This is a genomic window from Collimonas sp. GW821-FHT02H07, assembly GCF_059421505.1.
The window spans coordinates 352,161-378,904 of record NZ_JBWKVC010000001.1 but is presented as its reverse complement, the minus strand read 5'-3'; the positions used below and the strand labels follow the sequence as shown (position 1 = coordinate 378,904).

Genomic DNA, 26,744 nt, shown 5'->3' with positions numbered 1-26,744 from the left:
CCCAGATCGCCAGCAAATGAAACGTGATTCAACAGATTCAATCGATTCAATCGATTCAAACAGCAAGGCTGCAGCACCTCAGCTCAGCTCCAAACTGCCGCGCGTCGGCACCACCATTTTTACAGTGATGTCGACCCTGGCCAGCGAAAAATCCGCGGTCAACCTGGGCCAGGGCTTCCCGGATTTCGATTGCGACCCGGCCTTGGTGGACGCCGTCAGCGGCGCCATGAAAAGCGGCTTCAACCAGTATCCGCCCATGCCCGGCGTGCCGGCCCTGCGCCAGGCCATCGCCAGCAAGATAGAAACCATCTACGGCCACCGCTACGATGCCGCCAGCGACATCACGGTCACCGCCGGCGCCACCCAGGGCCTGCTGACCGCGATCATGTGCGCGGTCCATCCCGGCGACGAAGTGATCGTGATCGAGCCGGCCTACGACAGCTACGTGCCGGCCATCGAACTGGCGGGCGGCAAGCCGGTGCTGGTGCAGATGGTGGTGGGCGCGGACGGCTACAGCATCCCGTGGCCGCAGATCGCCGCCGCAGTGACCGCGCGCACCCGCATGATCATGATCAATTCACCGCACAACCCGACCGGCAGCGTGCTCAGCGTGGCCGACATCGAAGCGCTGAAAAACATCGTGCGCGGCACCGAGATCCTGATCCTGTCGGATGAAGTGTATGAACACATGGTGTTCGACGGCGCCCTCCATGAATCGGTCTGCCGCCATCCTGAACTGGCCGAGCGCGCCTTCGTGGTCTCCAGCTTCGGCAAGACCTACCACGTCACCGGCTGGAAAATCGGCTATGTGGCGGCGCCGGCGGCGCTGTCGGTGGAATTCCGCAAGGTCCATCAATACAATATCTTTACCGTCAACACCCCGGTACAGCACGGAATTGCACAGTACATGCAGAATCCGGCGCCCTACCTGGAACTGCCGGCCTTCTACCAGCGCAAGCGCGACCTGTTCCGCGCCGGCCTGGGAAACACCCGCTTCAAGCTGCTGCCGGCGGACGGCACCTATTTCCTCTGCGTCGACTACTCGGCCATTTCATCGCTGAGCGAAGCCGACTTCGCCATCTGGCTGACCTCGGAAATCGGCGTCGCCGCCATCCCGGTCTCGGCTTTTTATCAGTCGCCGCGTGAATCGGGCATCGTCCGTTTCTGCTTCGCCAAACAGGACCAGACCTTGCAGTTGGCATTGGAACGGCTGGCCAGGATCTGAGCGCAGCGTTCTTGCATTACAAGTCCTCACTCTCAACAAAAGGGAATAATCATGATCGATGTCTATAGCTGGGCCACGCCGAACGGGCACAAGATTCACATCATGCTGGAAGAGCTGGGCCTGCCGTACCGCGTGCACGCCGTCGATATCGGCGCCGGCGACCAGTTCAAGCCGGATTTCCTGTCGATTTCGCCCAACAACAAGATTCCCGCCATCGTCGACGCCGACGGTCCGGACGGCAAGCCGATTTCATTGTTTGAATCGGGCGCGATCCTGGTCTACCTGGCCGGCAAGAGCGGCAAGTTCCTCGGCAACACCGAGCGCGAGAAATTCAATACCCTGCAGTGGCTGATGTTCCAGATGGGCGCGGTCGGGCCGATGCTGGGCCAGACCCACCATTTCCGCATCTACGCGCCGGAAAAGATCGAATACGCCATCAACCGCTACAGCAACGAAGCCAAGCGCATCTATGGCGTGATCGACAAGCAGCTGTCGCAGCATCCGTACCTGGCCGGCAACGCATACACCATCGCCGACATCGCCACCTTCCCGTGGATCCGTTCATGGAAAAACCAGGGCATCGAACTGAGCGACTATCCGCACCTGCAAGCCTGGTTCGACACCATCAGCGAGCGGCCGGCAGTCAAGCGCGGCGTCGAGGTGCTGGCGTCACAGCGCAAGCCGCTGACGGACGACAAGGCGCGGGACGTCCTGTTCGGCAGCCAGCAGTATCAGAAACGATAGGGTGGGCACCTCGTGCCCACGCGTTAATTCACACGCGCATGCCCTGTTTCAGCGCTGCTTGAGGTCGCTCTCCGGCTATTGCGGTCACGCGTGGGCACGATGTGCCCACCCTACGGTTGCGGGTAGCTGACTTCGAGTATCTCCAGCTCATCCAAGCCGGCCGGCGTCATGAGGGTGACGGTTTCTCCTTCATGCGCCTTGGTCAGGGCGCGCGCGACCGGTGAAATCCAGCTGATTTTTCCATGCAAGGGGTCCAGCTCGTCGATGCCGACAATGGTCACGGTGTGTTCCTCGCCGGCGCAATTCTGGTAAGTCACCGTGGCGCCGAAGAACACCTGGTCGCGGCCATGGTGCACGCTGGGGTCCACCACTTCCGCCAGATCGAGCCGCTTGGTGAGAAAACGGATGCGGCGGTCGATTTCGCGCAGCCGGCGCTTGCCATAAATATAATCGCCGTTTTCCGAACGGTCGCCGTTGGAGGCGGCCCAGGAAACGATGCGCACCACCTCCGGCCGGTCGACGTCGATCAGGCGCAGGAGCTCGTCTTTCATGCGCTGATAGCCGGCCGGCGTCATGTAGTTTTTTGTGCCAGGCGGGATCGGCGGCAATCCGAATTCCAGATCGTCGTCGTCGCCTTCCGATTCTTTAACAAATGCCTTGTTCATAGCAGACATTGTAGTTCCAATTGCGCGCCGGCTGACGATTTTGCCCAGAAACCGGGCTTTGCCGCCATGGCGGTATGGTAAAGTCAGGCCGGTGCAATGTTGCCCGTGCTGACTCACTATCCCGCCCTATGCCTGCCAATTCCTCCCGCCCTGCCCGCTCAGATTCCGCCACGCCGTTCCGGATTGGCCTTGCCACCAGCCGCAGCCATCAGCACGGCCAGGAATCGGCGCTGGCGCAGTTGCTCAACGGCAGCCGCAAGATCATCGAACAGCAGTTGCAGCCGCAGCTGATCGTGGTGGGACGCACCCTGGACGCCATGCAGCAGCTCGGCCTGTTGCCAGGCTATCCACACATCGAACGCTTTCCCTACGGCCGCCATGGCGGCCTGATGAAACTGGTGTCGCGGGTAGTGGATGCCGATCCGGCGCGCACCCTGGATGCTGTGATCTACCTGATGGATCCGGTCGATCCGTCCTCGACTTTTCCGGAGGCGGTGGCCTTGAAACGGCAATGCGTGATCCATGGCAAGCCATTTCTATCGACCCTGGCCGGTGCGCTTGAATGGCTGGAACTGGAAGCGGTGGCGGCCGGCGCGGCGCCGAATCCGCTGCTCGACCCGACTTTCGATCTGGCGCAGGAAGGCATTGCCCTGATCGCCCACGATGCCATGAAAGAACGCATGCTGGATATCGCGGAACGCCATTTCGCCCTGCTCGACCAGTTTGCCTTCCGCTGCGCCACCGGCACCACCGGCAGCCTGCTCAACAAGCTGGCGCAGAAAATCAAAGGAGAAGAAGCCGGCCGCAACTGGGTCAAACCCTTCCTCAGCGGCCCGCTCGGCGGCGACGCCCAGATCGCCGAACTGATCCTCGATCGCCAGCAATGCCGGCGCGTGCTGTTCCTGGAAGACCCGCACGTGGCGCGCCAGCATGAGGCCGATATCCAGCTATTGGAGCGCGCCGCCCGCACCGTCACCGACTACGCGCTCTGCATCAGCGATGCCGAATGCGGCGAACGCTGGCTGAGTTTGCTGCAGCAGCGCGCGGCATTGGCCAGGTCCTAGGACCTGCCTTGGCGGCAGGGCTTGCCGTCATTGATATTCAACCGTGAAAGTCGCGGTGCCGTTGGCCGGTCCGGTGGTGATATTGGGCGCGGTCTGGTAGTAGCGCGCCGTGAACGGCACCACATATTGGATGTCGGCGGATGGACCGACCGTCGCCGCGGTGCCGAACACCACCGGGTTGCTGTTCTTGTCCAGGATCTGGATGCCGACCCCGGTCGCCACGCCCGTCCCCTGCGTCAATTGCGTGACCCCGGGACTCTTCGACAGATCCGCTGTAGCCTGCATGTTCAGCAGGATCGTGTTCTGGGCATTCTCGCCGCGCTGGCAATTCAGCTTGATATTGAAGGGACGGGCTCCGGCAGTCGAACCGACGCCTTTGAAGCTGCCCCTGGAAATCGAGCCGAAATTCACCACCACGTTCTGCGAGCCGGTATCGACCGTGCATGACGGCGTGATGATGGTGATGCCATTGCCGGACAGGATAGAGGTGATGGCGGATTTGCCGTCGCCATTGCCGACGTAGGTGGTGTAGGTGCCTGCAGCCAGCGGACCGTTGCCGGTCTTGGTGGCGATCTTGACCAGTTCGACCGTGAAGAAAGATGGGCTTAAAAAAACTACCGTGGTGGTGGTCGGCCAGGTCAGCACGTGCGGGTAAAAAGTCTGGCCGATGCCGGTAATCTGGCGCGACAGGCGAATGCCGACTCCGGTCACGGCTGTGGTGTAGACATTCGGCATGCCCGGCACTGCGCTTCCTTGCAGCATGCTGCCGGTGACCGTGCCGCCGCCGTTGCAGTTCCAGGCAGGCTCGGAGGCCCCTGAAATCGGGATAGTGAAGCTCTTGGTGGCAAATACCGCGCCGATAGCGGCGCTGTTCGGAATAACCACCGTCCCCATATCCATCTGGATGATTTTCTCCGTAGCGCCGGCCGGCCGCACGCAAGCGGCCTGCGCATCGCCCACAAAGAACAAGGACAGCAGCGCCAATAGTCCCAGCGCCGCCAGCCATGCCAGGGCGCCGTTGATCTTGTCTGTCGTTACTTGCGTTATTTTCATGCCATTCCTCATTTTCCGGATTTCGTCCGGATCTCCAGCAACAATTGCGCCGACAGGCATTCAGATATCCATCCGAATGATTTTTTCAACTGCAGCAATGACCGCGCACATCGAGCCAGTGCAACGGCCGTCAGCGCCGGCGATCCTTTGACCTGCAGCGCCATGCTCATTCGCATTGCCCGTTCAGTTCACGGATCGGCGCCGGATTCTTATCCGCCGGGACGTGGTATTTGACGCTGCACTGTTCCGTCGCGCCCTGCCCCCACTTGACGCTCAGCACGCCGCTGTCCTTCGCGCCGCTGATAAAAGTCTGGCCTTCACTGCCGACGATCCCCATCTCCTGCCCTTGCTCGTTATCGACCTTGGCGCCGAACGGCAGCGGCTTGCCGCTCTTGTCGCTCAGGTTCAGCATGATGCGCAAGCCGATCGACGTCTCAAATTTCGCCAGCACCACGGCGCCGCGGGTCGGCACCACGTCCAGCGCTGCATTCTTGACTTCAACGTTGTCGCCAAGGTCTTCGGTGCGCACCGCCAGGCGGTTGACCCGGTACGGGCTCAAATTCGCCAGCACCGCATTGCCGCGGCTGTCGGTACGCACCCCCGGATAGACTTCAAAGCCGACGTTGGCGGCGTCCGGCGCTTCCACCAGCGCCATGGTTTCGCCCAGAGGCTGCGACAAGGTCACGCCGCCGCCATGCGCCACCAGGCCGCCGGCCATGCCCAGCGTGGTCTGGCCGTAGCCGGAACCTTGCGCGCGGCCGAAGTCGACGCGGCCGTATTGCGACAGGTAGCTGGCGGAGGCGCTGCCGCTGTTGTCGTTCTGATTCGAGTGGGCGGCCGTGACGTTGTAAGTCAGGCGGCCATCGTCCAGCGCCGAACCGTAGACGCTGGCTTGCTGCGTCACTTCGCCGTTATTGCCCTTGGCCACGGTGTAGCGCGCATAGGAGCGGCTGTCGCCCAGCGGGATCGACAGGGTCGCCATCAGCTGGCGGTTCGACGGGCCGTTCAGATTGGTGCTGTAGTTATAAAAAATGCTGTAGCTGAACTGCTTGTAGAAATTCGAGTAGCCGACCTGCATCAGGCGGTCTTTCTGATCGGTGCCCCAATAGCTTTGCTGCTGGATCGAAGCGTAGGCGGTGCCGCCCTTGCTGCCCAGCTGCTGCGCCAGTTCCAGGCGCACCTGGTTGCGCCGGTTATTGAGCACCTGGCCGTTCTGCAGATCTTGCATCTGCGCCGCTTCCTGGAAGGTGCGAAAGCCGCCGGTGGAATAGCGGTAGCCGGCCATGCGCACGCTGGTGCCGTAGTTCTCGAAGGATTTGGCGTACAGGAAGCGCAGCGATTGACCGTCATAGTTCTGGTTGAACGGCCCCTTGGTATGCGCTTGCGAGACGTCGGCGGAAATCGCGCCGAAATCGCGCAGGTTCTTGCCGACCCCGAACAATGCCGACTGATAGATTTCAGAGCCGATCACGCCGCCGTACACCGAATATTCCTTGCCCAGGCCGCGCGCCACCGTGCCTTGCACGAAATTCGGCTTGGCGTTGCTGGAGCCGGCATTGATGGTGGAATAGCCGTTGCGGTACTGGCCGCCGGTCACGCTGTAGCGCCAGACGCCTTCGCGCAGCAAGGTCGGCACTGCCGAAAAGGCCTGGCGGAACTTGGTTTCACGGCCATCGGCTTCGGTAATCGTCACTTCCAGGTCGCCGCTGGTGGAAGTCGGATACAGGTCGTCCAGCACAAACGGACCAGGCGCGACATAGGTGCTGTACACCACGAAGCCGTTCTGCCGCACCGTGACGCGCGCATTGGTTTGCGCCACGCCGCGGATGGTCGGCGCATAACCCTGCTGGCTGTCGGGCAGCATGCCGTCGTCGGACGACAGCTGCACGCCGCGGAACTGAAAAGCGTCGAAGAAATTGCCGGGCGTGGTGCTGTCGCCGATCACCAGCTGGCTGCCGAGCGAGGCGATATCGCGCTGCAGATAGGAAGTCACCGACTGCCAATGGCCTTCGCCGTCGACGCCGCGGTTGTAGGTCGAGAAATTGCGGAAGCGCCAGTCGCCCAGATTGAAGCCGCCGCGCAGGCCGGCGTACAAGGTATTGCGAGCTTGCGTGGTGGCGCTGGGGTTGGCATTGAATTCCGTGATGCTGCTGTTCATGGTGCTGGCGGCGTTATTGCCGCCGTCATAGCGCGCCGCTGAAATCTGGTAGTCCAGCATGGCGACATTGATGCCCTTGTCCCATTTGTCCGGACTGATGGCGCCGCGCGCCTGGCGCTTCATGGCAGCTTGCGGAATGCTGAGGGTCAGCCGCAGTTTCTCGCCGTCGTAGGAAACGCTGGAACCAGGGATTGCCTGCGCCAGGTCGACGCATTGGTCGCCGGCCGCCATCAGGACCGGAAACACTTCCACCTTGACGCCCCAGCCTTCCAGCATGGCGCGGGTGATGCAAGCCTGGGCATTCTTGCCCTCGCCCTGGTCGCTGAACACCACCTGGCTCTGGCCGACGCTGCTTTCGTTGAGGCTGACGTCCACCAGATAGCTGCCGGGCATGACCCGATTGCCGAACGCGAACAGCGACAAGTCAGCGCGGCTTTGTTCGCCGCCGATATCCAGGAACTGCTCGTTGAATACCGAGCCGCCCTGGCCTTGCGCCTGGGCCAGCTGCGACAGCACGGCCAGCGTGATCGCTGACAGTGCCAGGCGTACCGGTTTGCGTTGATGCGACAATCTGATCACAGCTTTCCCTTCCTTTGTTTCTGCCTTGCGCGGCAGACTGACTTGCCCTGACAGGATCTGGTGCTTGCTACCTGGTAGATGACGACGGTGTTACTTGCCGGTGCCGCCGGTTGCGGCTGCGGCAGCCGGCTGCACTGCGGCTGCGACGCCAACCGCCACCTTGGCCACGACTTCCGGCGTTTCGCCGCCGTAGTCATTGATGGTGGTGTAGCTGACATCGATCGGCTGCGGCGTACTGATCGCGGTCAGCGGAAAATCGCTGGCGCTGAACGGCAACACCATGCCGGCCTTGGTCTGTTCCTTGTTGCCGTTGATTTTGAAACCGGTGAAGGTCAGGTTGTAGGCGCTCGGATTGTTGACCCGCAGCGCTGCGCCCTTACCGTCCTGACCCGGCACCACCGACAGCGTCACCAGGTTGCGCGCTTCATCCGGCTTGCCGGCCAGGCCCGCCGGCCGGTAGAAAATCTTGATGCGGGTGCGCACGGCGACCTGCAGCACGTTCGGCTGATCCGATTTTTCCGGGATTTCCTTGACGTTGAGCCAGAACACCGTTTCGCGGTCGCTCGGCAGGTCGCCGGAAATGCGGACGATGCGCAAGATGTTTTCGGCGCCGGGATCAAGCCGCGACAAAGGCGGCGTCACCAGCAGCGGCGCCTTGTTCTTGCCTTCGCCGGCATCGACCCAGGTTTGCACCACATACGGCGAGCTGCCGGTGTTCTTCAGCGGAATCGACGCTTGCCGGTCTTTTTCGCCCAGGATCACGCGGGTGCCGCCCAGCATGACGCTGGCGTTTGCCGCCAGCGCGCTCATCATCAGCACGCTGCCGAGGATGGCGGAAGTGATGATTCGTTTGTTCAACATGAAGAACCTCGTCTGTCAAAATGTCCTATGCACAAATTTCTAAGCAAGCACAGGCCGCTATCGCGTGCTCACAAATTGATGCATGGGTATCGCTGGAAAATGATGGCCGGCTTGCCGCTACCGTTGCGGCTTGCCAGCCCATCCTTAAAACCTGGCCGCAGCAAGCGCCAGGCTGCCCGTCACGCCGCAAGCGGCGCAACGAGGTAATGCCGTTTCAGGATTTTTGCGAAGCGCGCCGATTACAGGTAAGTAACGACGAACTGTGCAGTGGAGTTAGCTGGACCGACGGTGACTGCAGGACCAGTCGAAACGTAGGTAGCCTGGAAGTTCAGAGGGTTGTTGCCCAGACCCAGAACATAAGTGCCCGATGCCGAACCGACAGGGATCTTGGTGCCGGCGGAGTCGCCCAGCTCGATCGCCACGCCGGTTGCTGTAGTAACGCCAACCTGGCCAGCGTTAGCCAGAGCCAGATCGTCGGTGACGTTAGCATCGGTTGTGCCGGTGAAAGTCACGGTTGCGCCTTTGGCGGTTGCGCCGCAGTTGGTCAACAGGATCTGAAACTTCGATGGCGTTGCCTTCTTGCCGGCGGCGCCGTTCAATACTGCGCGCGACACTGTGCCCATAGGAACAGTGATGTTTTGGCCGGAAGGATCGATCGAGCAAGGCGAGTCAACGATCTGGCCGTTGAAATTCACGGTGCCGCCGTCAGCGAAGGCCGCTTGGGACAACAGACCTGCAGCAGCAACTGCAACCAACTTAGCGATAGTCATTTGTTTCATTTTTACCCTCAGATATAAAAGTAGATGTTCGATTCAAATTAATGAATTGCCAACACGGCGAAACAAATTGTAGGGGCAAAAATTCACAAAATGTCATTACTGACAATGTTTAACAATTACTAACATACATTAATTTTCCAAGGGAAATAAAAAGCGCTGCCAATCTTGATTATTGGCAAATATATAATTATTAATGACATTCTATTAAATGTAAGAAACCCGCGCCTGGCTTGCCTTTGCGGCGAGCGTTGCACAGCGCCATCAATCTGAAAAGCAAGGGAATTGAATTCGGGAAACTCTTGAAATGCCGTATGGAAATAGGATGTTTGTCGTGGGATTGCAACAGATTTTTACAAAAATTTACACGTGCGCGGCGTTGCGCCGGCGGCTTTCGCGTTATCTGCTTCCGCGCGGGCATGGCATGCCCGCCCTGCCTACAGTGCTGCGGCAGCCGCTGGCGGGCGATTCGCAGGCAGCTGCTGCCGCCAGTTGCGCAAGCCGATAAGCGCCAGCACGATGAATCCCGCATACAAGCCTGCGGTCAGGTTCAGGTCTTTATAGATGTACACGCCGACGTAGATAATGTCGACCGCAATCCACAGCCACCAGTTGGCGACATATTTGCGCGCCATCCAGAATTGGGCCACCAGGCTGAAGCTGGTCAGCGCCGAATCCAGCCATGGAATGTGGGCGTCGGTGAAGCTGGCCATGACATAGCCCAGCACGACGCTGCCCGCGGCGCCGGCCAGCAGGCCGGTCAGCAAACCCCGCTTCGGCAGGCGCTGCGGCAGGATATGCCGGCTATCCTGCTCCGACGCCCCGCTCTTCCATTGCCACCAGCCGTACAGCTGCATGACGGCGAAGATCAGTTGCAGCAGCAGGTCCGAATACAGTTTCGCCACCAGGAATATGCGCGCATATAACAGCACCGATACCAGGCCTATCGGCCAGCACCACAAGTGACGGCGCGCAGTCAGCCAGACTGCCAGGGCGCTCACGATGACTGCAACGATTTCCAGACCTGACATCAAGACTCCTGTGGTTCGGTTTTATGTTCGCAGCGACGCTGCAGATGGTCGAGCAGATAGCGGCCGGCATCGCTGTGGAACCATGCCGCATGGCCGAGAAAATAAGTGTCGTAAGCCAGCGCCGCATTTTCAGCGGAGTGCTGCACGCCATGGAAATACGCCAGCTCGGACAGCGCGAACTCGATATGCACCAAGGGCAGCATGGCGGGCAATGCCGCTGCTTCCAGCGCCGACAAGGGCGCCACCGCCTCATAGGCGTCCAGCATGGCGTCCAGCTGGTCGATATGCACCAGATGGCGCTGGCCGCCGCTGGCCGAAGGCAAGGCCAGCCATTCGATCAGGTTGCGTTCAATCGCGTTGGCCAGATCGTAGACCGCGCAAGTGCGGTCGGCCAGGCCGAAATCCAGCACTGTCTCGACGGCAGCCGGCGCCGGCGCGGCTTGCCATAGCAGATTGGAAGCGTGCCAGTCGTTATGCGTCCACAGCGGCGCCAAGCCGTGCAGCAAGGGACTGAGGCGGGCGTGGAACGGCAGCAGCACCCGCGTCGCGTCGGCGCGCCAGTCGCGCGGCGCCAGATAGTCGCTCAATGCCGGACGCTGCTGTATGTAGATCTTGATACGCTCCAGCACTGCTTGCGGCTGCTCCGCATTCAGCAAGGTAAAGCCGGAGGCCAGCAGCCTGGTGCTGCGCGCCGGCGCGTCATAGCCGCGCGCGGCCAGGTGCAGCAGAGCCAGTTCGCGGCCGGCAGCAGCGGCGTCGGCGCAACTGAGGAAAGGCGTCCATGAGGTGGCGTCGCGGTAGCGGTCGACGCCCTGTCCGACGCGCTGCACTTCGTATGTCCAGTCGCCGTCGGCATAGGCCGTATTGCCGTCGCCGGTGCTCAGCACTTCGCTGACGGCCAGTCCATTGGCCCGCAGATGGGTCATGAAGCGGTGCTCGTCCATCAGCTCGTCAACCGTGCGGATCGCGCGCAGCAGGCGCTTGATGAACAAGAGACCTGAGTCCGTCTTCGCCACACAGGCGCTGGAAAAGGGCCGCGGGCTATGCCAGTCTAGGCGCGTCACTGCGCCCGCCAGCGGGTAGTGGCGCAGCAGGCGCGCGACTTCATCCAGCGTCAATGGCGGCCAGCTCGGCTGCACCACATCCATGCCCATGCCGTGGCTCAGCACTACAGGCAGGCCGCCGATGTCGTCTGGTTTTGCATCCTTCATGCCGCTTCCATCCCGCCCTTAAAAGTCGTACTGGAGCGACAGCCGCGCGGTGCGCGGCGCCCCCAGATGCAGGTAGCTGTCGCCGAAATATTCGCCGACATCTTTCCAGTAGCGCTTGTCGAACAGATTATCCACGCTCAGGCGCAGCACCGCGGCATGCCCGGCCAGGCTGGTCTTGTAGCGCAGGCCGGCATCGAACAAACTATAAGCCGGGACCTTGACGTCGCCTTCACGCGTGGCCGCCTTGCTGGCGCTGTACTGCCAGCCGCCGAGCAGGGTCAGGCCGGTGACCTGCGGCAGCGCATAAGACGCATACAAGGCGGCGCGCAGGCGCGGCACATTGATGGCCTGGTGGCCGTCGTAGGCAGGCGTGCCGGTATCTTCGGCGCGCGCCTGGATCAGCGCCAGGCTGGCGGTCAGCCGCAGCTGTCTGGTGACCTGGCCGGCCGCGCTCAGCTCCAGTCCCCTATGTGTTTCGGTACCCTGCTGGGTGTAGGTATAGCCATTCTCGTCCGGCTTCGGATACTCGTACGGCTTGCTCATCTGGAACAGCGCCGCACTCAGGCTGAGCTGGTCGCGCCAGTCGTACTTGACGCCGGCTTCAAGCTGGCGCGACACGGTCGGCGCCAGGAAAGCATAGGCATTCTCCGCCCAGAACGGCGCCTGGCCGCCCATGCTCAAGCCTTTGCTATAGCTGGTGTAGAGCGAAAGATCGGCCTGCGGCTTGTAGACCAGCGCGACTTGCGGCAGCAGCAGGGACTTTTCGGTGGTGCGGGTCGCTGCACCGGTGATGTCCAGCGCCCGTTCGTTCAGCCACACCTGGCGGCCGCCGGCAATCACCTGCCATTGCGGCGTCAGGCTGATGCGGTCGACTGCAAACAGCGCTTTTTGCCGGCTGTCGAGCCGCAGCGTGGAGGCGTCCGGCGACAACGGCGAAGGCGCGTAGACGATCGGATTGGGGTTATAGATATTATCGCTGCCGACATACTCGTTGACGCCATCGCTCTGCGATACCGTACGGCGGAACATGCTCGCCCCCACGGTCAGGTCGTGGCGGATCTTGCCGGTATCGAGCCTCCCTTGCAGCACCGCCTGCAGCTGGTCGTTGCGGCGGGTGTCGTCCGGAAAGCGATAATCGTAAATATCGAAATCGCCGTTGGCGCTGAAATAACGGGCCGGCGTGCCACCCTCGCCGCAGGTAGCGCCATAGCCGCAACCGTAAGGAAACGCGGAATTGTCGTCGATCACCACCCGGCTGCGGCTGGCCGCGACGTAAGCGCGCCAGTCCGGCGCCAGGTCGAGATCCAGGCGCAGGTTCAGATTGACGGAGTTAATGGTGACCGGCTTGGCCCACGGCTGCGCGCCCAGCAAGGTCGAGGGCGATACACTGCTGGGGACGACAGTCCCGCCCAACAATTGATAGCCCGGCGCGGAACGCTGCTCGCGGTGCTGGTACTCGGCGTCGAACTGCAGGCGCGCCTGCGGGCTGATCACCCAGTCGGCCGCCAGCGAGGCGAAATTGCGCTCGCCGTCCGCGTGGTTGACATAGGAATGCAGGCTCTCGTGGGCGGCATTGATGCGCAGGCCAAACTGCTTCTGCTCGCCGAACAAGGTGCCGATGTCGGTGGCCAGGTAGCGCGAGCCGCGTGAATCTGTTTCCAGCGTGATCGAACGCACATCGGCCGGCCGCTTGGTGACATAGTTGATCAGCCCTCCGGGCGGCGTCATGCCGCTCTGCAGGCCGGCCATGCCGTTCAGGATCTCGACGCTTTCCTTGTTTTCCAGCGCGACATTCTGCTCGCCGGCGATGCTCATGCCATTGATCTGCAGGCTGGTCGCCAGGTCCAGCGGAAAGCCGCGGATGCTGAAATTTTCGTAGTAGCCGACCGGCGTGTAATTGTTGCCGACGGCAGCGTCGTTGCGCACGACGTCGCTCAGCAAGCGTGCCTGCTGGTCGTCCAGCTGGGTGCGCGTGACTACCGAGACCGCGGCCGGCGTATCGAGCAGCGAGGCGGCGCCGAAGCTGGCGACGCCGGCTGAAGTCTTGCGATAGCTGTCGGCGGCGGGACCGGCGCCGGTCACCGTCACGGTCGGCAGCGTGGCGTCATTTTGCGGCTGGGCGCTCTGCCCCGCTCCCTGGCTCTTTTGTTCCGGATCGCTTTGCGCATGCGCCATGCCGGAGGCAAGGGCGGCGGCAATCAGGGTGGTCAGCAATCTTGTCTTGGTTTGCAGCGCTACCCGGCCCTCGGTCGCTGGATAGTTTTTTTTCGTAGTTGTCATTATTATGTCGACGCCATATCAAATGGATAACACCCCCACGGATTGCGTCTGGAAATCCGGGCGTGATTAAAACAGGATCCGCATTATCCGTCCATTTTCCCGCCGAGACTTAAAAACTGCGCAATACACCTATACGGTTGACGGGCATTGACAACAGTCAAATACGTCAAACCCAAGAAAATTTCCTCAAAGAAATTCCATGGATAATCCTGCTCCGCCCGTTTTCAGGGAGAAGGCCGCAGCCAGCAGGCCGGCGAAAATCGGTGCAAACTGGAAGCAGGATGGCCCGGATCGGCCAGTGACGCGATAAAGGAGAGATTGCCATGCCAACCCGACGCACCTTGATGTTCAGGACCGGCGGCGGCCTGCTGCTGGGAAGCGTGCTGGCGACGCTGGGCTGGCGCGCCAGCGCGGTGGAGAAGTATGAAATCATGCATACCGACGCCGAATGGAAGCAGCGCCTGAACCCAACCCAGTATGCGATTTTGCGGCAGGAAGCGACCGAGCGGCCGTTTTCCAGTCCGCTGGACCATGAAAAACACGCCGGCACCTATTCGTGCGCCGGCTGCGACCTGGCGCTCTACTCCTCCAAGACCAAGTTCGACAGCGGCACCGGCTGGCCGAGCTTCTGGCAGCCGCTGCCGAACGCCGTCGCCACCCGCATCGACAGCACGCTCGGCATGCGCCGCACCGAAGTGCACTGCCGCCGCTGCGGCGGCCACCTCGGCCATGTCTTCGACGACGGCCCGAAACCTACCGGCCTGCGTTATTGCATGAATGGCGCTGCGTTGAAATTCATGCCGGAAATCTGAGTGCAGTACCGAGACCGGTCCCGCCGGGCGCTCAGACGCGCCGGGTACCGGTATCGACCGCCTTGGTCTGCCCCGATTCCAGGGTAAAGCCGGCGCCGGAATCGGTGCCCATCACCTTGACCAGATAGGGCATCAGTTCCTTCAGCATCGGCTCCAGCGTCCACGGCGGGTTGATCACGAACATGCCGCTGCTGTGCAGGCCGAAGCCATCCGGCGAAGGCGTCTTCACCGTCAGCGTGACGTTCAGCCAGCCATTGGCTTTCATGCGCTTGAGCTTGTCCGGCAGCTGGCGCGACTCCATGCGGTTCAGCAGCGGATACCAAACGGCGTAAGTGCCGGTGGAAAAGCGCGTCAGCGCGTCTTCAATAGTGTTCTTGACGTGGCGATAATCTTCTTTCACCTCATACGGCGGATCGATTAGCACCAGGCCGCGGCGCGACGGCGGCGGCAGCAAGGCTTTCAGGCCGAGGAAGCCGTCGCCCAGCTGGATCATGACGCGCTTGCCGCGACCGTTGCCGCGCGGGTTGCGCTCGGCGTCCAGGCGGCGGAAATTGTCGGTCAGGATCTTGCCGTCGCTCGGATGCAGTTCAAACAGGCGCAGGCGATCCTGCTCGCGCATGACGGCATCGGCACAGTACGGCGAACCCGGGTAATAGCGCAGCTTGCCGTCCGGATTCAGCTGCCTGACGACGTCCACATATTCGGCTGCCGCCGGCGGCAGGTCCTTACGGTCCCACAGGCGGCTGATGCCGGACTCGTACTCGGCGTTTTTCGAGGCATAGCCGCCGTCCAGCGCGTACACGCCGGCGCCGGCGTGGGTATCGATGACCATGTAGGCGGCATCCTTCTGGCCCAGGTAGCGCAACAGCTGGATGGTGACCAAGTGCTTCAGCACATCGGCATGATTGCCCGCATGGAAGGCATGGCGGTAACTCAACATAGGGAACTCTATCGTGGTGAAGTGTGTTGCCACACTCTACATCAAAGCGCCGTCCGCGCAACGTGGTAACGCTATGGCGGGCCGGGCTGGCGTGCAGAAGTGCGGTAAAGTCGCGCGGGAGCAGCAGTTTTCAGTATCCCGCAGCGCAAACGACCCGCATTCTAACATTGCGGCGCGGGATGGCGGAGAAGGATGCTCCAGCTGTGCGGCAACAGCCGGCAAACAACACCGGTGCCAGACAAACAACTCACTCGCCGGCTTGCATTTTCAGCATCTGCCCGGCCACTTCGACGCACGCTTCGATATGCTTGTTGCCGATCGCCCGGAACGCGGAAAAGCCGATCGCCGCCGACACCATCTGGCCGGCGATGGGCACCAGCCGGGTGGCGTTCTTGGAAACGACCTTGACGCCGCTGCGGGTCAGGATTTTCAGCAGCAGCTCGCGCGTCACCACCCGCCCCACCAGCGTGCTGCCGAGGCCGACGATGGTGCTGTAGGTGGCTACCCGCAGCTTGGGCTGGAGTTTTTCAATCTGCTGCGGCGTCAGGCCGAAGGCCGCATTGATGTCTTCGATCAGGCGCGACAGCAAATGGATATCGACGGCGATATCGACACCCATGATCGGCAAGGCGGACGCGCCGGCCGACAGCAACGCGCGCTTGGCCACCATCTGGCGGCAGCGCAGGCGCACCGCCTGCAGCGCCGTGTCAGACGCCGGCAGCAGTACGCCCGCGGTCTGCCGGGCAGGCTTGCGCCATGGCAGGCGATCCAGCATCAGCTAGCCGCCTTGCCTTTGACAAAGCCGTAGATCACCAGCAGGACGAAGGCGCCGACGATGGAGCCAATGAATCCTGCGCCCTGGCCGGCGTGATACCAGCCCAGCGCCTGGCCGACGTAGCCGGCCAGGAATGAGCCGGCGATGCCCAGCAAGGTAGTGACGATAAAGCCCATGTTCTCGCGTCCGGGATGGATCAGCTTAGCGATCACGCCGACGATGAAACCCACGATGATGGTCCCCAGAATTTCCATAGATGCTCCTCATGGTTGATGACGGTTGCGGAATGGCCGCACCGGGATCAGGCGCCGGTGCGGGATCCAATATAGAGCAAAGTGCGGCCATCTGCAGCGCTTGCAAGGTAAACTTATGTGAAATGTTGGCTGAACAACATCCCTGCATAGATCAATTATGCGCGCAGCTCGTGCGAACGATCCAGCCGGAAATAGGCATCCAGCAAGGAGGTCTTGTAGACCGCGCCCAGCAGCTCGGGATCTTCATGGCTGCGCACCACCGGCAGCCGTTCGCCCTGATGATCGAGGAAGGATTGCAAGGCATCGCCTAGCGACATGTCGGGCGTCACCACGTGCAGGAATTCGCGCCGCAGGAAATCCTCGGCCACCTTGGCCTGGGTATCGGCCTTCTCCAGCAGGCAGGAAGTGATGTCTTGCAGCGCCACCACGCCGCAATAGCGGTTGCGCTGGTCGACCACATAAATGTATTTCACCGGATACTTGAGGAACAGGCCGCTGATTTCCGCAAACGATGCGTTCAGCGGCAACACCGTGTCGGCCGGCCGGATCAGCTCGCTCATGTGGATGCCGCGCAGCCGCACCCGTTCCTGTGCATCGCGGTTGCGCTTGATGGTGATGTCGTACATGGAGGCGCCGTTGATGCTGCGCGCCACGAAGTAAGCCACCACGCAGGACAGCATCAGCGGCAGCACCACCTGGTAGCTCAGGGTCATCTCGAAAATCATCAGGATCGCCATCAGCGGCGCGCTGGTGGCCGCCGCCAGGAAGGCGCCCATGCCCACCATGGCATAGGCGAACGGCGCCGAAGTCATGCCCGGCAGCAGCGTGTGCAGCACCTCGCCGAACAGATAGCCGATGGCTGCGCCGACGAACAGCGTCGGCGTGAAGATGCCCCCGACCGCGCCGGAACCGGTGGTGATGCAGGTGGCCAGCACCTTCAGCACCAGCACCAGCAGCACGCTCCACCATAGCCATGGCGTGTGCAGCAGGGAATTGACCACGCTATAGCCGTTGCCCCAGACCTCCGGCATCCAGATCGAAATCAGGCCCACCAGCAGGCCGCCCACGCCCAGCCGCAGCGGCAGTGGCAAGCCGGTCTTGGTAAATGCTCGCTTGGAAACCGCCAGCAGGCGCAGGAACTGCGGCGCGGCGACGCCGGCCATGATCCCCAGCAGCACGAACCAGATGATCTCGATGCCGGCCAGCGGCGGGAACGGCGGCATCTCGTAGGCCGGATGATAGCCGGGCAGCTCGCGCATGGTGATGTTGGCGACCACCGAGGCCACCACCACCGGGCCGAAGCTTTCCATGACGATCGCGCCCAGCACGATTTCGGTGACAAAAAAGGCGCCGGCGATCGGCGCATTGTAGGCCGAGGTAATCCCCGCCGCCGCGCCGCACGCCACCAGCAGGCGCAGCCGCGCAGGACTGAAATAGGTGAAGCGGCCGACCAGCGACGCCGCCAGCGCCGACAGCTGCACCATCGGCCCTTCGCGCCCGATCGAGCCGCCCGTCACCACCGTCGCCAGCGAAGACAGGCTGCGCAGCAGGCTTTGCCGCACCGGGATATTGCCGTCGCCGATCGCTACCGCTTCCATGTAATCCGAGGTGGCGCTGGCCGGCACCCGCTTGGCCAGCACCAGGATGGCGCCGGCCACCAGGCCGCCGCTCACCGGCAGCAGCAGCCGCATCCACCATGACAAGCTCTTGGCCATGGCGACGAAACTGCCGCTTTGCCCGGTCAGCAGCTGCTGCAGGCCGTACATGCATTCGCGGAACAGGACCGTCGCCAGCGCGCCGAGGAAGCCGACCACGGCCGCCCACAGCAGCATCGAATGGCTCTCGGAGAAATGGAAAAGGCGCTGCAGGCGGACGCGATAACCAAGAAGTGTGCTGCGGAGCGTGCTGCGAGGTGTGCTGCTTGAGAGCATGGTCGGTGTCGGCAAGATGATCGTGGTGGAAGTGCGAGGCTCAAATGTGCGGATCTGCGGCGCTGCCGGCCGTCATCAGCCCGGCAAAATACGCCATGTCGGCCGCCACCGCCGCTTCCGCCCTCTCCTGCATGGCTTGATAGCGCGCCAGGACTTCCTGCCCCAGCGCCGTCACCTGCGCCCCGCCACCCTTGGCGCCGCCGGTGGCGGTCGCCACCAAGGGCTGCCGGAAGCACAGGTTCATGGCTTCCACCAGCAGCCAGGCGCGCCGGTAAGACATGCCGATTGCGCGCGCCGCCGCGGAAATCGAACCGCTTTGCTGTATCGCCAGCAGCAGCGCCGCCTTGCCGGGACCGAAGGCGATGGTCTCGCCTTGCAACACTCTGAGCCGTATCGATTTGGAATTTGCCATAGGCGCGATTGTAGCAAGGAGGTCGGCGGAATACGGATATTTTGTTGACAACCATTGCTGGCCGGCAGCAGCGGCGCGCTTTACGGCCCGCTTTTCAAGTTGACTCACGCTGTATCCTGCCATATATTTCGCTTTCCATTTTGTTATTTTCCACCAGGAGATACTGCGATGTTGCGCCGCTTGAAACGCCTTGTTATTGCCAGCGTCTTTCCCCTTTTTGCGCTGACCCTGCTTACGCCGGCCGCGCACGCCGCCGACCTGGTGGTCTCGGCCGCGGCCAGCCTGACCAACGCCTTCAAGGAACTGGGACAGTCGTTTGAAGCGCAGAATCCGGACACCAAGGTGCTGCTCAACTTCGCCGCCTCCGATGTCTTGCTGCAGCAGATCATCAAGGGTGCGCCGGCCGACGTGTTTGCCTCGGCCGACCAGGAAGCCATGAACAAGGCGGAAGCGGAAAAGGCGGTGCAGCCCGCCAGCCGCAAGAATTTCGCCAACAACCAGATCGTGCTGATCGTGCCGGCCGACAGCACGCTGCACATCACGCAACTGCAAGACCTGACGCAGGCAGCGGTGAAGCGCGTCGCCTACGGCAACCCGGCTTCGGTGCCGGTCGGCCGCTACACCAAGGCTGCGCTGGAACACGTTAACCTGTGGGATGCGGTGGCAGCCAAGGGCGTGCCCGCGCAGAACGTGCGCCAGAGCCTGGACTACGTCGCGCGCGGCGAAGTCGAAGCCGGCTTCGTTTTCTCCACCGATGCGGCGATCATGCCGGACAAGGTCAAGGTTGCTCTGCGCGTGCCGTCGCAAGCGCCGGTGAGCTATCCGATCGCGGTCACTGCAAATACCAAGCAAGCCGAGATGGCTGCCAAGTTTGTCGCCTATGTCTTGTCGCCTGCCGGCCAGGCCACGCTGGCGCGCTACGGTTTCTTGAAACCCTGATGACTGAGTGATATCGTCAAGTTCTTCCGCACAGCGTCAAGGGTAATGAGTGAATAGAAAGCAGAAGTCATGAACAGCGGAGTCTGGGTTGCCCTCGCGCTGTCGTTGAAAGTCGCAGGCTGGGCCACCCTGCTCAACATGCTGTTCGGCGTTGCCGCCGCCTACGGCTTGTCGCGCTGGCGCTCGCCGGCGCGCGACCTGGTCGACGCCGTGCTGACCCTGCCGCTGGTGCTGCCGCCGACCGTGCTCGGCTACTATCTGCTGGTGCTGCTGGGGCGCCGCGGCGTGTTCGGCGCCTGGCTGGAAAAATGGGGCATCGAGCTGGTCTTCACCTGGCAAGGCGCGGTAATCGCCGCCACCATCGTCGCCTTCCCACTGGTCCTCAAATCCGCCCGCGCAGCCTTTGAAAACGTCGATGCGCAACTGGAAAATGCCGCCCGCGTGCTTGGCGTTTCAGAAGCCGGGGTCTTCTTCCGCGTCACCTTGCCGCTGGCCTCCAAGGGCATTGCCGCCGGCGTGCTGCTGGCTTTCGCCCGCGCGCTGGGCGAGTTCGGCGCCACGCTGATGATCGCCGGCAACCTGCCGGGCCGCACCCAGACCTTATCGGTGGCGATCTATGAAGCGGTGCAGGCCGGCGACGACCAGACCGCCAACCTGCTGGTGCTGATCACCTCCGCCACCTGCATCGTGGTGCTGCTGATCGCCGGCCGCCTGCTGCCGAAAAGCCAGCGCCGCAGAAATTCATGAGGATGGCGCCATGACGATAGAGATCAGCATCCGCAAGCACATGCAGGCCGACGACCGCGGCTTCAACCTGGATATCTCCCTGCGCGCCGAGAGCAATCGAGTGGTGTTGTACGGTCCGTCCGGCGCCGGCAAGAGCCTGACCTTGCGCGCGATTGCCGGCCTGCTGACGCCCGACGAGGGTGTGATACGCCTCAAGCACAACATCCTGTTCGACAGCGCCGCGGCGATCTGCCTGCCGCCGCAGCAGCGCAAGGTGGCCTACCTGTTCCAGGACTACGCGCTGTTTCCGCACCTCACGGTGGCGCAGAACGTGGCTTTCGGCCTGCGTTCGGGCTGCACCAACATGCGCCGTCCGCACGAACATCCGGCGGTACGGAAATGGCTGGCTTCGTTCGAGCTGAGCGCCACCGCCAACAGCTATCCGCACCAGTTGTCGGGCGGCCAGCGCCAACGCGTGGCCCTGGCCAGGGCGCTGGTGCTGGAACCGGACATCCTGCTGCTGGACGAACCGTTTTCCGCGCTCGACCTCCACTTGCGCGACAAAATGCGCTACGAACTGTCGGAACTGCAACGCCGGCTGAACGTGCCGATGATGGTGATCACGCACGACCCCGCCGACCTCGTCCTGCTCGGCGATGAAATCTTCGAAATCCGCGACGGCAGCATCTTTAAGACAGCCAACTGAAAACCGCATAAAAAAAAGCGCGGAACCAAACCGGTCCCGCGCCTTTTTTTGACTTGCCTGCAGCCACCGCTGGCGACTGCAGCGATTCCGCTATTTAGAAAATGTGACGGATACCAACCGCTACGCCAGTCACGCTATCCTTGCCGACCAGTTCCGACAAGGCTGCATCTTTAGCCTTGTTGTAGTCGACCGTGCCGTACACCTGGGTACGCTTGGACAAGGCATATTCCGCCACGCCGACCAGCGCGTAACGCGTGCCGTCGCCCAGGTTGCCGATAGTGGCGACCGTGACGTTCTTGCTCTTGTCGTAGTAGCCGGCGGCCGACAGCGACCAGGCTGGGGTTGCCTGGAAAGTCGCGCCCAGGAAGTAAGCATTGTCCTGACGCTCAACGCCGGCGATGCCGCCGTTGGTCGCAGCCGCGCTGCCGGAAACGCCAAAATACGCAGGCGTGGTGCCGGTGCTGTCCTTGATGCGATAGTAGCCGCCGAACAGCTTGGCTGCGCCGATTGCGTAGGAAAGGCTCAGGTTATAAGCGGTGTCTTTCCAGGCGGTGTTAACCGAGCTGACAGTCTGCTGATAGCCGCCGCCGATGGAAAACGGACCGACCGTGTACTGGCCGGTGGCGCCAATCTGGCTGCCCGACTTGATTGATCCAGCCTTCTCGCCCGCAGCGTAGCTCAGGGCGCCGGCGAAGCCGCCGACTGCGCCGGAGTACTTGATCATGTTGGAATTGCGGACCAGCGTGGCGCCTGCCGGCATCCATGCGTTCTGGTCGTAATTGCCGACGGTCAGCGGATCGAAGTGGTCAGCCATCAGGTCGAACAGCGGAGTTTGCTGACGGCCCAGGGTGACTTGGCCGAAGCTGCCGCTCAGGCCGACATACGATTGGCGGCTGAACAATGTGCCGGCGCTGGCCAGGCTGCCGGTATCGGAATTGAAGCCGTTTTCCAGGCGGAAAATAGCTTTCAGGCCGCCGCCCAGATCTTCAGTGCCCTTGAAACCCAGGCGGCTGTTCGAGATGGCGCCGTTGGTGACGACAAAGTTCTTTTGTCCCGCGGCGTTGTCGCTGCTGATATAACGGATGCTGGTATCGACGATACCGTAGATCGTGACCGAGGTCTGCGCCATCGCGCCGCTACTGGCCAAGCCCGCCGCTACCAGCAACAAGGAATATTTTTTCATGCACGTCTCCATAGGATTAATATTTTTTAGATTTTGTACGACGGGATCAAGCCGGCGCAATCAAACCTCAACCGCACTGCCCTGCCGCCGCTTTACCACTACTGCCTGCTACTACTGCACCAACGCCGCCATTTCGGCGCTGCAAGGGGTAAAGTTGAGCCGCCATCATAGCAGGCTAACTTTCCCCCAAGACAAGCTGTTGCGAAAACACAACTTGAATTTATTCCGCCTTCAGTACGCCGCGGCGGATCTGGTCGCGTTCGATCGATTCGAACAGAGCCTTGAAATTGCCTTCGCCAAAGCCTTCGTCGCCCTTGCGCTGGATGAACTCGAAAAATACCGGGCCCAGCGTGTTTGCCGAAAAAATCTGCAGCAGCAGGCGCTGGCCCTGATCGTTGGAGACGCCGTCCAGCAGGATGCCGCGCATCTGCAACTGGTCGGTCGGCTCGCCATGGCCCGGCAGGCGCCCTTCCAGCATTTCGTAGTAAGTCGCCGGCGGCGCCACCATGAACTTCGTGCCCATTTTTTTCAGGGCATCCCAGGTTTGCACCAGGTTGTCGGTCGCCAGCGCGATATGCTGGATGCCTTCGCCGCTGAACTGCATCAGGAATTCCTCGATCTGGCCCGAGCCCTTGGACGATTCTTCGTTCAAGGGAATGCGGATCATGCCGTCCGGCGCGCTCATCGCCTTCGAAGTCAGGCCGGTGTATTCGCCCTTGATGTCGAAATAGCGGATTTCGCGGAAATTGAACAGTCGCTCGTAGAACGCCGCCCAGTGCGCCATGCGGCCGCGGTAGACGTTGTGGGTCAGGTGGTCGATGGTCTTGAGGCCGGCGCCGACCGGGTTGCGGTCCACGCCTTCGATAAATTCGAAATCGATGTCGTAGATCGACTTGCCCGGCGTGAAACGATCGATCAGATACAGCGGCGCGCCGCCGATGCCCTTGATCGCCGGCAGCCGCAGCTCCATCACGCCTGTCGCCATGTCCATCGGCTCGGCGCCCAGTTCCAGCGCGCGCTGGTAAGCCTTGTGCGCATCCTTGACGCGGAACGCCATGCCGCAAGCGGACGGGCCATGTTCGGCGGCAAAGTAATGGGCCGGGCTTTTCGGCTCATGGTTGATGATGAAATTGATATCGCCCTGGCGATACAGCGACACGTTCTTGGAGCGGTGACGGGCAACCTTGACGAAGCCCATGGCCTCGAAGGCCGGCTCGATCACGTTGGGAATTGGCGATGCGTACTCGACGAATTCAAAGCCGCACAGGCCCATAGGGTTATCAAATAAATCAGTCATGAGCTACTCCTGGATAGTTAAAGTCTGGTGGACTGGGTCAATACAGATCAGCCGCGGGTAGCGGCGGTCTCCGGAACTTCTGCTGTGATCAGTTGCTGCAGAGCGATTTCAAACGCGACTTTCGCAATCCCGGTATGGCTGGCCGAATGGCCGTGGCACTTTTCCAGCGCCGCGCCGACGGTCGCCGAAACGTCGCCGAAGATGGCTTCGTCGGACACTTCGACCTGGCTCTGCATGAGGAAGGCGAAGGCGCGCGCCATGCCGCAATTGGCGACGAAGTCAGGGATCACGGCGACGCGGTTGTCCGCATGTTCATAGATCGGACCGTAGAAAATGTCGCTGTCGGCAAACGGCACGTTGGCGCCGCTGGACACCACTTGCAGGCCGTTGGCGATGAGTTGATCGACCTGTTCCTGCTTGACCAGGCGCGAACCGGCGCATGGCAGGAAGATGTCGGCGCCGACGCTCCAGATGGCGGCGTTGCACTCGTCGAAAGAGAGCATGTTGTCCGCGATCAACTGGTTGCCCTGCTTGGACAGGAACAAGGCATGCACTTCTTCGTAGCTGTAGCCGTCGGCTTTGATCAGGCCGCCGTTGCGGTCGATGATGCCGACCACGCGGGCGCCGGCCTTGGCCAGGTAGTAAGCCGCGGTCGAGCCGACATTGCCCCAGCCCTGCACGATCACGCGCTTGCCTTCGAGGCTGCCGCCATACAGGCGATAGTAATGGCGCACCGATTCCGCCACGCCCCAGCCGGTGATCAGGTCCGCCACCAGGTATTTGCGACTGGCTTGCGGCGTGTAGCGCACGTCTTCCACTACCTTGGCCACGCCCATGCGCAGCTGGCCGACCTTCTGGATGCGCTCGTTGTCGCTAGGCTCGAAATGGCCGTTGACGATGCCTTCCTGCGGATGCCACAGGCCGTAGCGCTCGGTCATCGGAATCACTTCATGCACTTCATCGACGTTGAGGTCGCCGCCGGTGCCGTAGTAAGTCTTCAGCAAAGGCGTGACCGCCTTGTACCAGCGGCTGAGCACGCCAGCCTTGCGCGGATCGGCAGGGTCGAAATCGATGCCGGACTTGGCGCCGCCGATGGCCGGCCCGGACACGGTGAACTTGACTTCCATGGTCTTCGCCAGCGACTCCACTTCGCGCCGGTCCAGCCCGCTGCGCATGCGCGTGCCGCCGCCCGCCGCGCCGCCGCGCAGCGAATTGATCACGATCCAGCCGCGCGCCGGCGTCTCGGCGTCATGCCATTCAAAGACGATTTCCGGCGCCTTGCTTTCAAACGCATTGAGTAAAGCCTTCATACTGCTCCTTCAGATTTCCATGGTTACAACGACCCTGCTTCTGCCGGCCTGATCAGCCTAGCAACAGCTTGTCGTCATCGATTTTTTCGCCGCGGGTGGTTTCAAACATCCGCAGCAGATCCGGCACATCCAGGCCTTGGCGCTGCTCGCCGTGCACATCCAAGATGACTTTGCCTTCGTGCAGCATCACGGTGCGCGTCCCGTAGTCCAGCGCCTGGCGCATGCTGTGGGTGACCATCATCGCTGTCAGCTTGCTGGATTCGACGATCTTGGCGGTCAGCGACAAGATAAAGGCCGCGGTCTTGGGATCCAGCGCCGCGGTATGCTCATCCAGCAGCAAAATGCGCGAGGGCTGCAGCGATGCCATCAGCAGGCTGACCGCCTGGCGCTGGCCGCCGGACAGCAGGCCCATGCGGTCCGACAAGCGGTTTTCCAGCCCCAGGTTGAGGATGCTGAGCTTTTCGCGGAACAGTTCGCGCAGGTTGCGGTTCAGGGAAAAACGCAGGCCGCGCTTGCTGCCGCGCTTCCAGGCCAGCGCCATGTTTTCTTCAATCGTCAGGCTTTCGCAGGTGCCCGCCATCGGGTCCTGGAACACGCGCGCCACCAGGTCGGCGCGCTGCCAGCTGGAACGCCGCGTGGCGTCGGTGCCGTCGATGGTGATGCTGCCGCTGTCGACCATCAGGTCGCCGCAAACCGCATTCAGCATGGTCGATTTGCCGGCGCCGTTGGAGCCGATCACGGTGACGAACTGGCCTGAGGGAATTTCCAGCGAGAGACCGCGCAAGACCTTGTTTTCAATCGGCGTATCGGGATTGAAAGTGATTTCCAGGTTATCGAGCTTCAACATCAGTTTTCCCCTTTGCGTGCTGCCAGGCCATTGCTGATGCTGGCGGAAGGCTTGGTTTTTCCGTTGCCACGCATGCGCTTGTAACTGCGCTTGAAATTGGGAATCAGCAGCGCCAGGCCGACCAGCAGGGCTGTGACCAGGTTCAAATCCTGCGCCTTGAGGCCGATGAAATCCATGTCCAGCGCCAGCGCAATGAAGAAGCGGTACAGCACCGCGCCGAAGACGCAGGCCGCGGTGGTAATCACCAGGCTGCGCGCCGGCACCACGGTTTCGCCGATGATCACTGCCGCCAGGCCGATCACGATAGTGCCGATGCCCATAGAGATATCGGCGCCGCCCTGGGTCTGCACGAACAGGGCGCCGGCCAGCGCTACCAGCGCATTGGAAATCGCCAGGCCCCATACCGTCTGGCGGTTGGTGGAGATGCCCTGTGCGCGCGCCATGCGCGCATTGGCGCCGGTGGCGCGCATCGACAGGCCTGTTTCGGAAGCAAAAAAGGCGTCCAGCAAGAGCTTGGCGATCAGCACGATCACCAGCATCACCAGCGGCTGCACCCAGTAGTCCGGCAAGTCGCCGATATTGATCATGCTGAACACCGTCGGCTCGCTGATCAGCGCCACGTTAGGTTTGCCCATGATGCGCAGGTTGACCGAATACAGGGCAATCATCACCAGGATACTGGCCAGCAATTGCATGATCTTCAGGTAGACATTGAGGCAGGCGGTGATACAGCCTGCCAGGCCGCCGGCCAGCAGCGCGATGAAAGTCGCCAGGAAGGGATTCCAGCCAGAGACGATCAGGGTTGCGGCAACGGCGCCGCCGAGAGGGAAACTGCCATCGACCGTGAGGTCGGGAAAATTGACGACGCGGAAAGACAAGAACACGCCAAGCGCGACCAGGCCGAAAATCAGGCCGATCTCGATGGCGCCAAGTGAAGCGATGAGCGACATAAACATCCTTAAATT

At 61.9% G+C, this 26,744-nt stretch carries 26 protein-coding genes; 7 read left to right on the top strand and 19 right to left on the bottom strand.

The window, feature by feature from the left end:
• Positions 1–16 precede the first annotated feature (16 nt).
• Positions 17–1,225 carry a pyridoxal phosphate-dependent aminotransferase gene (locus AC07V8_RS01515; RefSeq protein ID WP_494676966.1) on the top strand — a complete coding sequence of 403 codons (1,209 nt, stop codon included), beginning with the start codon at positions 17–19 and terminating at the stop codon, positions 1,223–1,225.
• Between the two features lie 51 nt (positions 1,226–1,276).
• On the top strand, positions 1,277–1,969 hold the full coding sequence (locus AC07V8_RS01510) for a glutathione binding-like protein (RefSeq protein ID WP_494676967.1): 693 nt from the start codon (positions 1,277–1,279) through the stop codon (positions 1,967–1,969).
• A gap of 110 nt (positions 1,970–2,079) precedes the next feature.
• Here AC07V8_RS01510 and greB read toward each other — a convergent pair whose 3' ends face one another.
• Positions 2,080–2,634 carry a transcription elongation factor GreB gene (gene greB, locus AC07V8_RS01505; RefSeq protein ID WP_494677233.1) on the bottom strand — a complete coding sequence of 185 codons (555 nt, stop codon included), beginning with the start codon at positions 2,632–2,634 and terminating at the stop codon, positions 2,080–2,082.
• 128 nt (positions 2,635–2,762) lie between these two features.
• On the opposite strand from greB, the gene AC07V8_RS01500 reads away from it, so the two are divergent.
• The gene (locus tag AC07V8_RS01500; RefSeq protein ID WP_494676968.1) at positions 2,763–3,698 is read left to right on the top strand and encodes a methylglyoxal synthase; all 936 of its coding nucleotides are present in this window, start codon (positions 2,763–2,765) and stop codon (positions 3,696–3,698) included.
• Positions 3,699–3,725: 27 nt separating this feature from the next.
• Here the strand turns inward: AC07V8_RS01500 and AC07V8_RS01495 are convergent, their stop codons facing one another.
• The 8 genes from AC07V8_RS01495 to AC07V8_RS01460 all read right to left on the bottom strand — a co-directional run bounded on the left by AC07V8_RS01495 (position 3,726) and on the right by AC07V8_RS01460 (position 13,647).
• Positions 3,726–4,751 carry a fimbrial protein gene (locus AC07V8_RS01495; protein ID WP_494676969.1) on the bottom strand — a complete coding sequence of 342 codons (1,026 nt, stop codon included), beginning with the start codon at positions 4,749–4,751 and terminating at the stop codon, positions 3,726–3,728.
• Between the two features lie 8 nt (positions 4,752–4,759).
• The gene (locus AC07V8_RS01490; RefSeq protein WP_494676970.1) at positions 4,760–4,921 is read right to left on the bottom strand and encodes a hypothetical protein; all 162 of its coding nucleotides are present in this window, start codon (positions 4,919–4,921) and stop codon (positions 4,760–4,762) included.
• A complete protein-coding gene (locus AC07V8_RS01485) occupies positions 4,918–7,488 on the bottom strand; it encodes a fimbria/pilus outer membrane usher protein (protein WP_494676971.1) in 2,571 nt (856 codons plus the stop codon). The genes AC07V8_RS01490 and AC07V8_RS01485 overlap by 4 nt, the downstream gene beginning before the upstream one ends.
• 90 nt (positions 7,489–7,578) lie before the next feature.
• The gene (locus tag AC07V8_RS01480) at positions 7,579–8,349 is read right to left on the bottom strand and encodes a fimbrial biogenesis chaperone (protein WP_494676972.1); all 771 of its coding nucleotides are present in this window, start codon (positions 8,347–8,349) and stop codon (positions 7,579–7,581) included.
• Positions 8,350–8,588: 239 nt separating this feature from the next.
• The gene (locus AC07V8_RS01475) at positions 8,589–9,128 is read right to left on the bottom strand and encodes a fimbrial protein (protein WP_494676973.1); all 540 of its coding nucleotides are present in this window, start codon (positions 9,126–9,128) and stop codon (positions 8,589–8,591) included.
• A 434-nt stretch (positions 9,129–9,562) separates the two neighbouring features.
• Positions 9,563–10,156 carry a nicotinamide riboside transporter PnuC gene (gene pnuC, locus AC07V8_RS01470; protein ID WP_494676974.1) on the bottom strand — a complete coding sequence of 198 codons (594 nt, stop codon included), beginning with the start codon at positions 10,154–10,156 and terminating at the stop codon, positions 9,563–9,565.
• Entirely contained in the window at positions 10,156–11,367 is a 1,212-nt protein-coding gene (locus tag AC07V8_RS01465) for a phosphotransferase enzyme family protein (RefSeq protein WP_494676975.1), read from the bottom strand. The genes pnuC and AC07V8_RS01465 overlap by 1 nt, the downstream gene beginning before the upstream one ends.
• Positions 11,368–11,385: 18 nt before the next feature.
• The gene (locus AC07V8_RS01460; RefSeq protein WP_494676976.1) at positions 11,386–13,647 is read right to left on the bottom strand and encodes a TonB-dependent siderophore receptor; all 2,262 of its coding nucleotides are present in this window, start codon (positions 13,645–13,647) and stop codon (positions 11,386–11,388) included.
• A gap of 323 nt (positions 13,648–13,970) precedes the next feature.
• On the opposite strand from AC07V8_RS01460, the gene msrB reads away from it, so the two are divergent.
• A complete protein-coding gene (gene msrB, locus AC07V8_RS01455; protein WP_494676977.1) occupies positions 13,971–14,459 on the top strand; it encodes a peptide-methionine (R)-S-oxide reductase MsrB in 489 nt (162 codons plus the stop codon).
• Between the two features lie 31 nt (positions 14,460–14,490).
• On the opposite strand, the gene AC07V8_RS01450 is transcribed toward msrB, so the two are convergent.
• The 5 genes from AC07V8_RS01450 to AC07V8_RS01430 all read right to left on the bottom strand — a co-directional run bounded on the left by AC07V8_RS01450 (position 14,491) and on the right by AC07V8_RS01430 (position 18,771).
• Positions 14,491–15,399, bottom strand: coding sequence for a 23S rRNA (adenine(2030)-N(6))-methyltransferase RlmJ (locus tag AC07V8_RS01450; protein WP_494676978.1), 909 nt, complete (start codon positions 15,397–15,399; stop codon positions 14,491–14,493).
• A gap of 247 nt (positions 15,400–15,646) precedes the next feature.
• Complete coding sequence (locus tag AC07V8_RS01445; protein ID WP_494676979.1) at positions 15,647–16,174, bottom strand: hypothetical protein; 528 nt, start codon at positions 16,172–16,174, stop codon at positions 15,647–15,649.
• Positions 16,174–16,428, bottom strand: coding sequence for a GlsB/YeaQ/YmgE family stress response membrane protein (locus AC07V8_RS01440; protein ID WP_211440645.1), 255 nt, complete (start codon positions 16,426–16,428; stop codon positions 16,174–16,176). The genes AC07V8_RS01445 and AC07V8_RS01440 overlap by 1 nt, the downstream gene beginning before the upstream one ends.
• 155 nt (positions 16,429–16,583) lie before the next feature.
• Positions 16,584–18,359 carry a ClcB-like voltage-gated chloride channel protein gene (locus AC07V8_RS01435; protein WP_494676980.1) on the bottom strand — a complete coding sequence of 592 codons (1,776 nt, stop codon included), beginning with the start codon at positions 18,357–18,359 and terminating at the stop codon, positions 16,584–16,586.
• A gap of 40 nt (positions 18,360–18,399) precedes the next feature.
• Positions 18,400–18,771 (bottom strand): winged helix-turn-helix domain-containing protein, encoded by a 372-nt coding sequence (locus AC07V8_RS01430; RefSeq protein WP_494676981.1) that lies wholly within the window; start codon positions 18,769–18,771, stop codon positions 18,400–18,402.
• A gap of 168 nt (positions 18,772–18,939) precedes the next feature.
• Here AC07V8_RS01430 and modA point away from each other — a divergent pair, with 168 nt between their 5' ends.
• The 3 genes from modA (at position 18,940) to AC07V8_RS01415 (ending at position 21,142) form a co-directional block, all read left to right on the top strand.
• A complete protein-coding gene (gene modA, locus AC07V8_RS01425) occupies positions 18,940–19,710 on the top strand; it encodes a molybdate ABC transporter substrate-binding protein (RefSeq protein ID WP_494676982.1) in 771 nt (256 codons plus the stop codon).
• A 69-nt stretch (positions 19,711–19,779) separates the two neighbouring features.
• Positions 19,780–20,457 (top strand): molybdate ABC transporter permease subunit, encoded by a 678-nt coding sequence (modB, locus tag AC07V8_RS01420; RefSeq protein WP_494676983.1) that lies wholly within the window; start codon positions 19,780–19,782, stop codon positions 20,455–20,457.
• A gap of 10 nt (positions 20,458–20,467) precedes the next feature.
• Positions 20,468–21,142: an ABC transporter ATP-binding protein gene (locus AC07V8_RS01415; protein WP_494676984.1), complete on the top strand. Its 675-nt coding sequence runs from the start codon at positions 20,468–20,470 to the stop codon at positions 21,140–21,142.
• 94 nt (positions 21,143–21,236) lie between these two features.
• Here the strand turns inward: AC07V8_RS01415 and AC07V8_RS01410 are convergent, their stop codons facing one another.
• The 5 genes from AC07V8_RS01410 to AC07V8_RS01390 all read right to left on the bottom strand — a co-directional run bounded on the left by AC07V8_RS01410 (position 21,237) and on the right by AC07V8_RS01390 (position 26,729).
• The gene (locus AC07V8_RS01410; protein ID WP_494676985.1) at positions 21,237–22,325 is read right to left on the bottom strand and encodes a porin; all 1,089 of its coding nucleotides are present in this window, start codon (positions 22,323–22,325) and stop codon (positions 21,237–21,239) included.
• Between the two features lie 220 nt (positions 22,326–22,545).
• Positions 22,546–23,622, bottom strand: a complete 1,077-nt coding sequence (hppD, locus tag AC07V8_RS01405) for a 4-hydroxyphenylpyruvate dioxygenase (protein ID WP_211440638.1) — start codon at positions 23,620–23,622, stop codon at positions 22,546–22,548.
• Between the two features lie 47 nt (positions 23,623–23,669).
• Positions 23,670–24,932, bottom strand: a complete 1,263-nt coding sequence (locus tag AC07V8_RS01400; RefSeq protein ID WP_494676986.1) for a Glu/Leu/Phe/Val dehydrogenase dimerization domain-containing protein — start codon at positions 24,930–24,932, stop codon at positions 23,670–23,672.
• A gap of 52 nt (positions 24,933–24,984) precedes the next feature.
• Positions 24,985–25,779: an ABC transporter ATP-binding protein gene (locus AC07V8_RS01395; RefSeq protein ID WP_211440636.1), complete on the bottom strand. Its 795-nt coding sequence runs from the start codon at positions 25,777–25,779 to the stop codon at positions 24,985–24,987.
• Positions 25,779–26,729 carry an ABC transporter permease gene (locus AC07V8_RS01390; RefSeq protein ID WP_494676987.1) on the bottom strand — a complete coding sequence of 317 codons (951 nt, stop codon included), beginning with the start codon at positions 26,727–26,729 and terminating at the stop codon, positions 25,779–25,781. The genes AC07V8_RS01395 and AC07V8_RS01390 overlap by 1 nt, the downstream gene beginning before the upstream one ends.
• Positions 26,730–26,744: the final 15 nt, after the last annotated feature.

Excerpts from the sequence above, each read along its gene's own strand:
- AC07V8_RS01515 (WP_494676966.1), top strand. The coding sequence starts at position 17 with ATGAAACGTGATTCAACAGATTCAATCGATTCAATCGATTCAAACAGC.
- AC07V8_RS01510 (WP_494676967.1), top strand. The coding sequence starts at position 1,277 with ATGATCGATGTCTATAGCTGGGCCACGCCGAACGGGCACAAGATTCAC.
- greB (WP_494677233.1), bottom strand. The coding sequence starts at position 2,634 with ATGAACAAGGCATTTGTTAAAGAATCGGAAGGCGACGACGACGATCTG.
- AC07V8_RS01500 (WP_494676968.1), top strand. The coding sequence starts at position 2,763 with ATGCCTGCCAATTCCTCCCGCCCTGCCCGCTCAGATTCCGCCACGCCG.
- AC07V8_RS01495 (WP_494676969.1), bottom strand. The coding sequence starts at position 4,751 with ATGAAAATAACGCAAGTAACGACAGACAAGATCAACGGCGCCCTGGCA.
- AC07V8_RS01490 (WP_494676970.1), bottom strand. The coding sequence starts at position 4,921 with ATGAGCATGGCGCTGCAGGTCAAAGGATCGCCGGCGCTGACGGCCGTT.
- AC07V8_RS01480 (WP_494676972.1), bottom strand. The coding sequence starts at position 8,349 with ATGTTGAACAAACGAATCATCACTTCCGCCATCCTCGGCAGCGTGCTG.
- AC07V8_RS01475 (WP_494676973.1), bottom strand. The coding sequence starts at position 9,128 with ATGAAACAAATGACTATCGCTAAGTTGGTTGCAGTTGCTGCTGCAGGT.
- pnuC (WP_494676974.1), bottom strand. The coding sequence starts at position 10,156 with ATGTCAGGTCTGGAAATCGTTGCAGTCATCGTGAGCGCCCTGGCAGTC.
- AC07V8_RS01465 (WP_494676975.1), bottom strand. The coding sequence starts at position 11,367 with ATGAAGGATGCAAAACCAGACGACATCGGCGGCCTGCCTGTAGTGCTG.
- AC07V8_RS01460 (WP_494676976.1), bottom strand. The coding sequence starts at position 13,647 with ATGACAACTACGAAAAAAAACTATCCAGCGACCGAGGGCCGGGTAGCG.
- msrB (WP_494676977.1), top strand. The coding sequence starts at position 13,971 with ATGCCAACCCGACGCACCTTGATGTTCAGGACCGGCGGCGGCCTGCTG.
- AC07V8_RS01450 (WP_494676978.1), bottom strand. The coding sequence starts at position 15,399 with ATGTTGAGTTACCGCCATGCCTTCCATGCGGGCAATCATGCCGATGTG.
- AC07V8_RS01445 (WP_494676979.1), bottom strand. The coding sequence starts at position 16,174 with ATGCTGGATCGCCTGCCATGGCGCAAGCCTGCCCGGCAGACCGCGGGC.
- AC07V8_RS01440 (WP_211440645.1), bottom strand. The coding sequence starts at position 16,428 with ATGGAAATTCTGGGGACCATCATCGTGGGTTTCATCGTCGGCGTGATC.
- AC07V8_RS01435 (WP_494676980.1), bottom strand. The coding sequence starts at position 18,359 with ATGCTCTCAAGCAGCACACCTCGCAGCACGCTCCGCAGCACACTTCTT.
- AC07V8_RS01430 (WP_494676981.1), bottom strand. The coding sequence starts at position 18,771 with ATGGCAAATTCCAAATCGATACGGCTCAGAGTGTTGCAAGGCGAGACC.
- modA (WP_494676982.1), top strand. The coding sequence starts at position 18,940 with ATGTTGCGCCGCTTGAAACGCCTTGTTATTGCCAGCGTCTTTCCCCTT.
- modB (WP_494676983.1), top strand. The coding sequence starts at position 19,780 with ATGAACAGCGGAGTCTGGGTTGCCCTCGCGCTGTCGTTGAAAGTCGCA.
- AC07V8_RS01415 (WP_494676984.1), top strand. The coding sequence starts at position 20,468 with ATGACGATAGAGATCAGCATCCGCAAGCACATGCAGGCCGACGACCGC.
- AC07V8_RS01410 (WP_494676985.1), bottom strand. The coding sequence starts at position 22,325 with ATGAAAAAATATTCCTTGTTGCTGGTAGCGGCGGGCTTGGCCAGTAGC.
- hppD (WP_211440638.1), bottom strand. The coding sequence starts at position 23,622 with ATGACTGATTTATTTGATAACCCTATGGGCCTGTGCGGCTTTGAATTC.
- AC07V8_RS01400 (WP_494676986.1), bottom strand. The coding sequence starts at position 24,932 with ATGAAGGCTTTACTCAATGCGTTTGAAAGCAAGGCGCCGGAAATCGTC.
- AC07V8_RS01395 (WP_211440636.1), bottom strand. The coding sequence starts at position 25,779 with ATGTTGAAGCTCGATAACCTGGAAATCACTTTCAATCCCGATACGCCG.
- AC07V8_RS01390 (WP_494676987.1), bottom strand. The coding sequence starts at position 26,729 with ATGTCGCTCATCGCTTCACTTGGCGCCATCGAGATCGGCCTGATTTTC.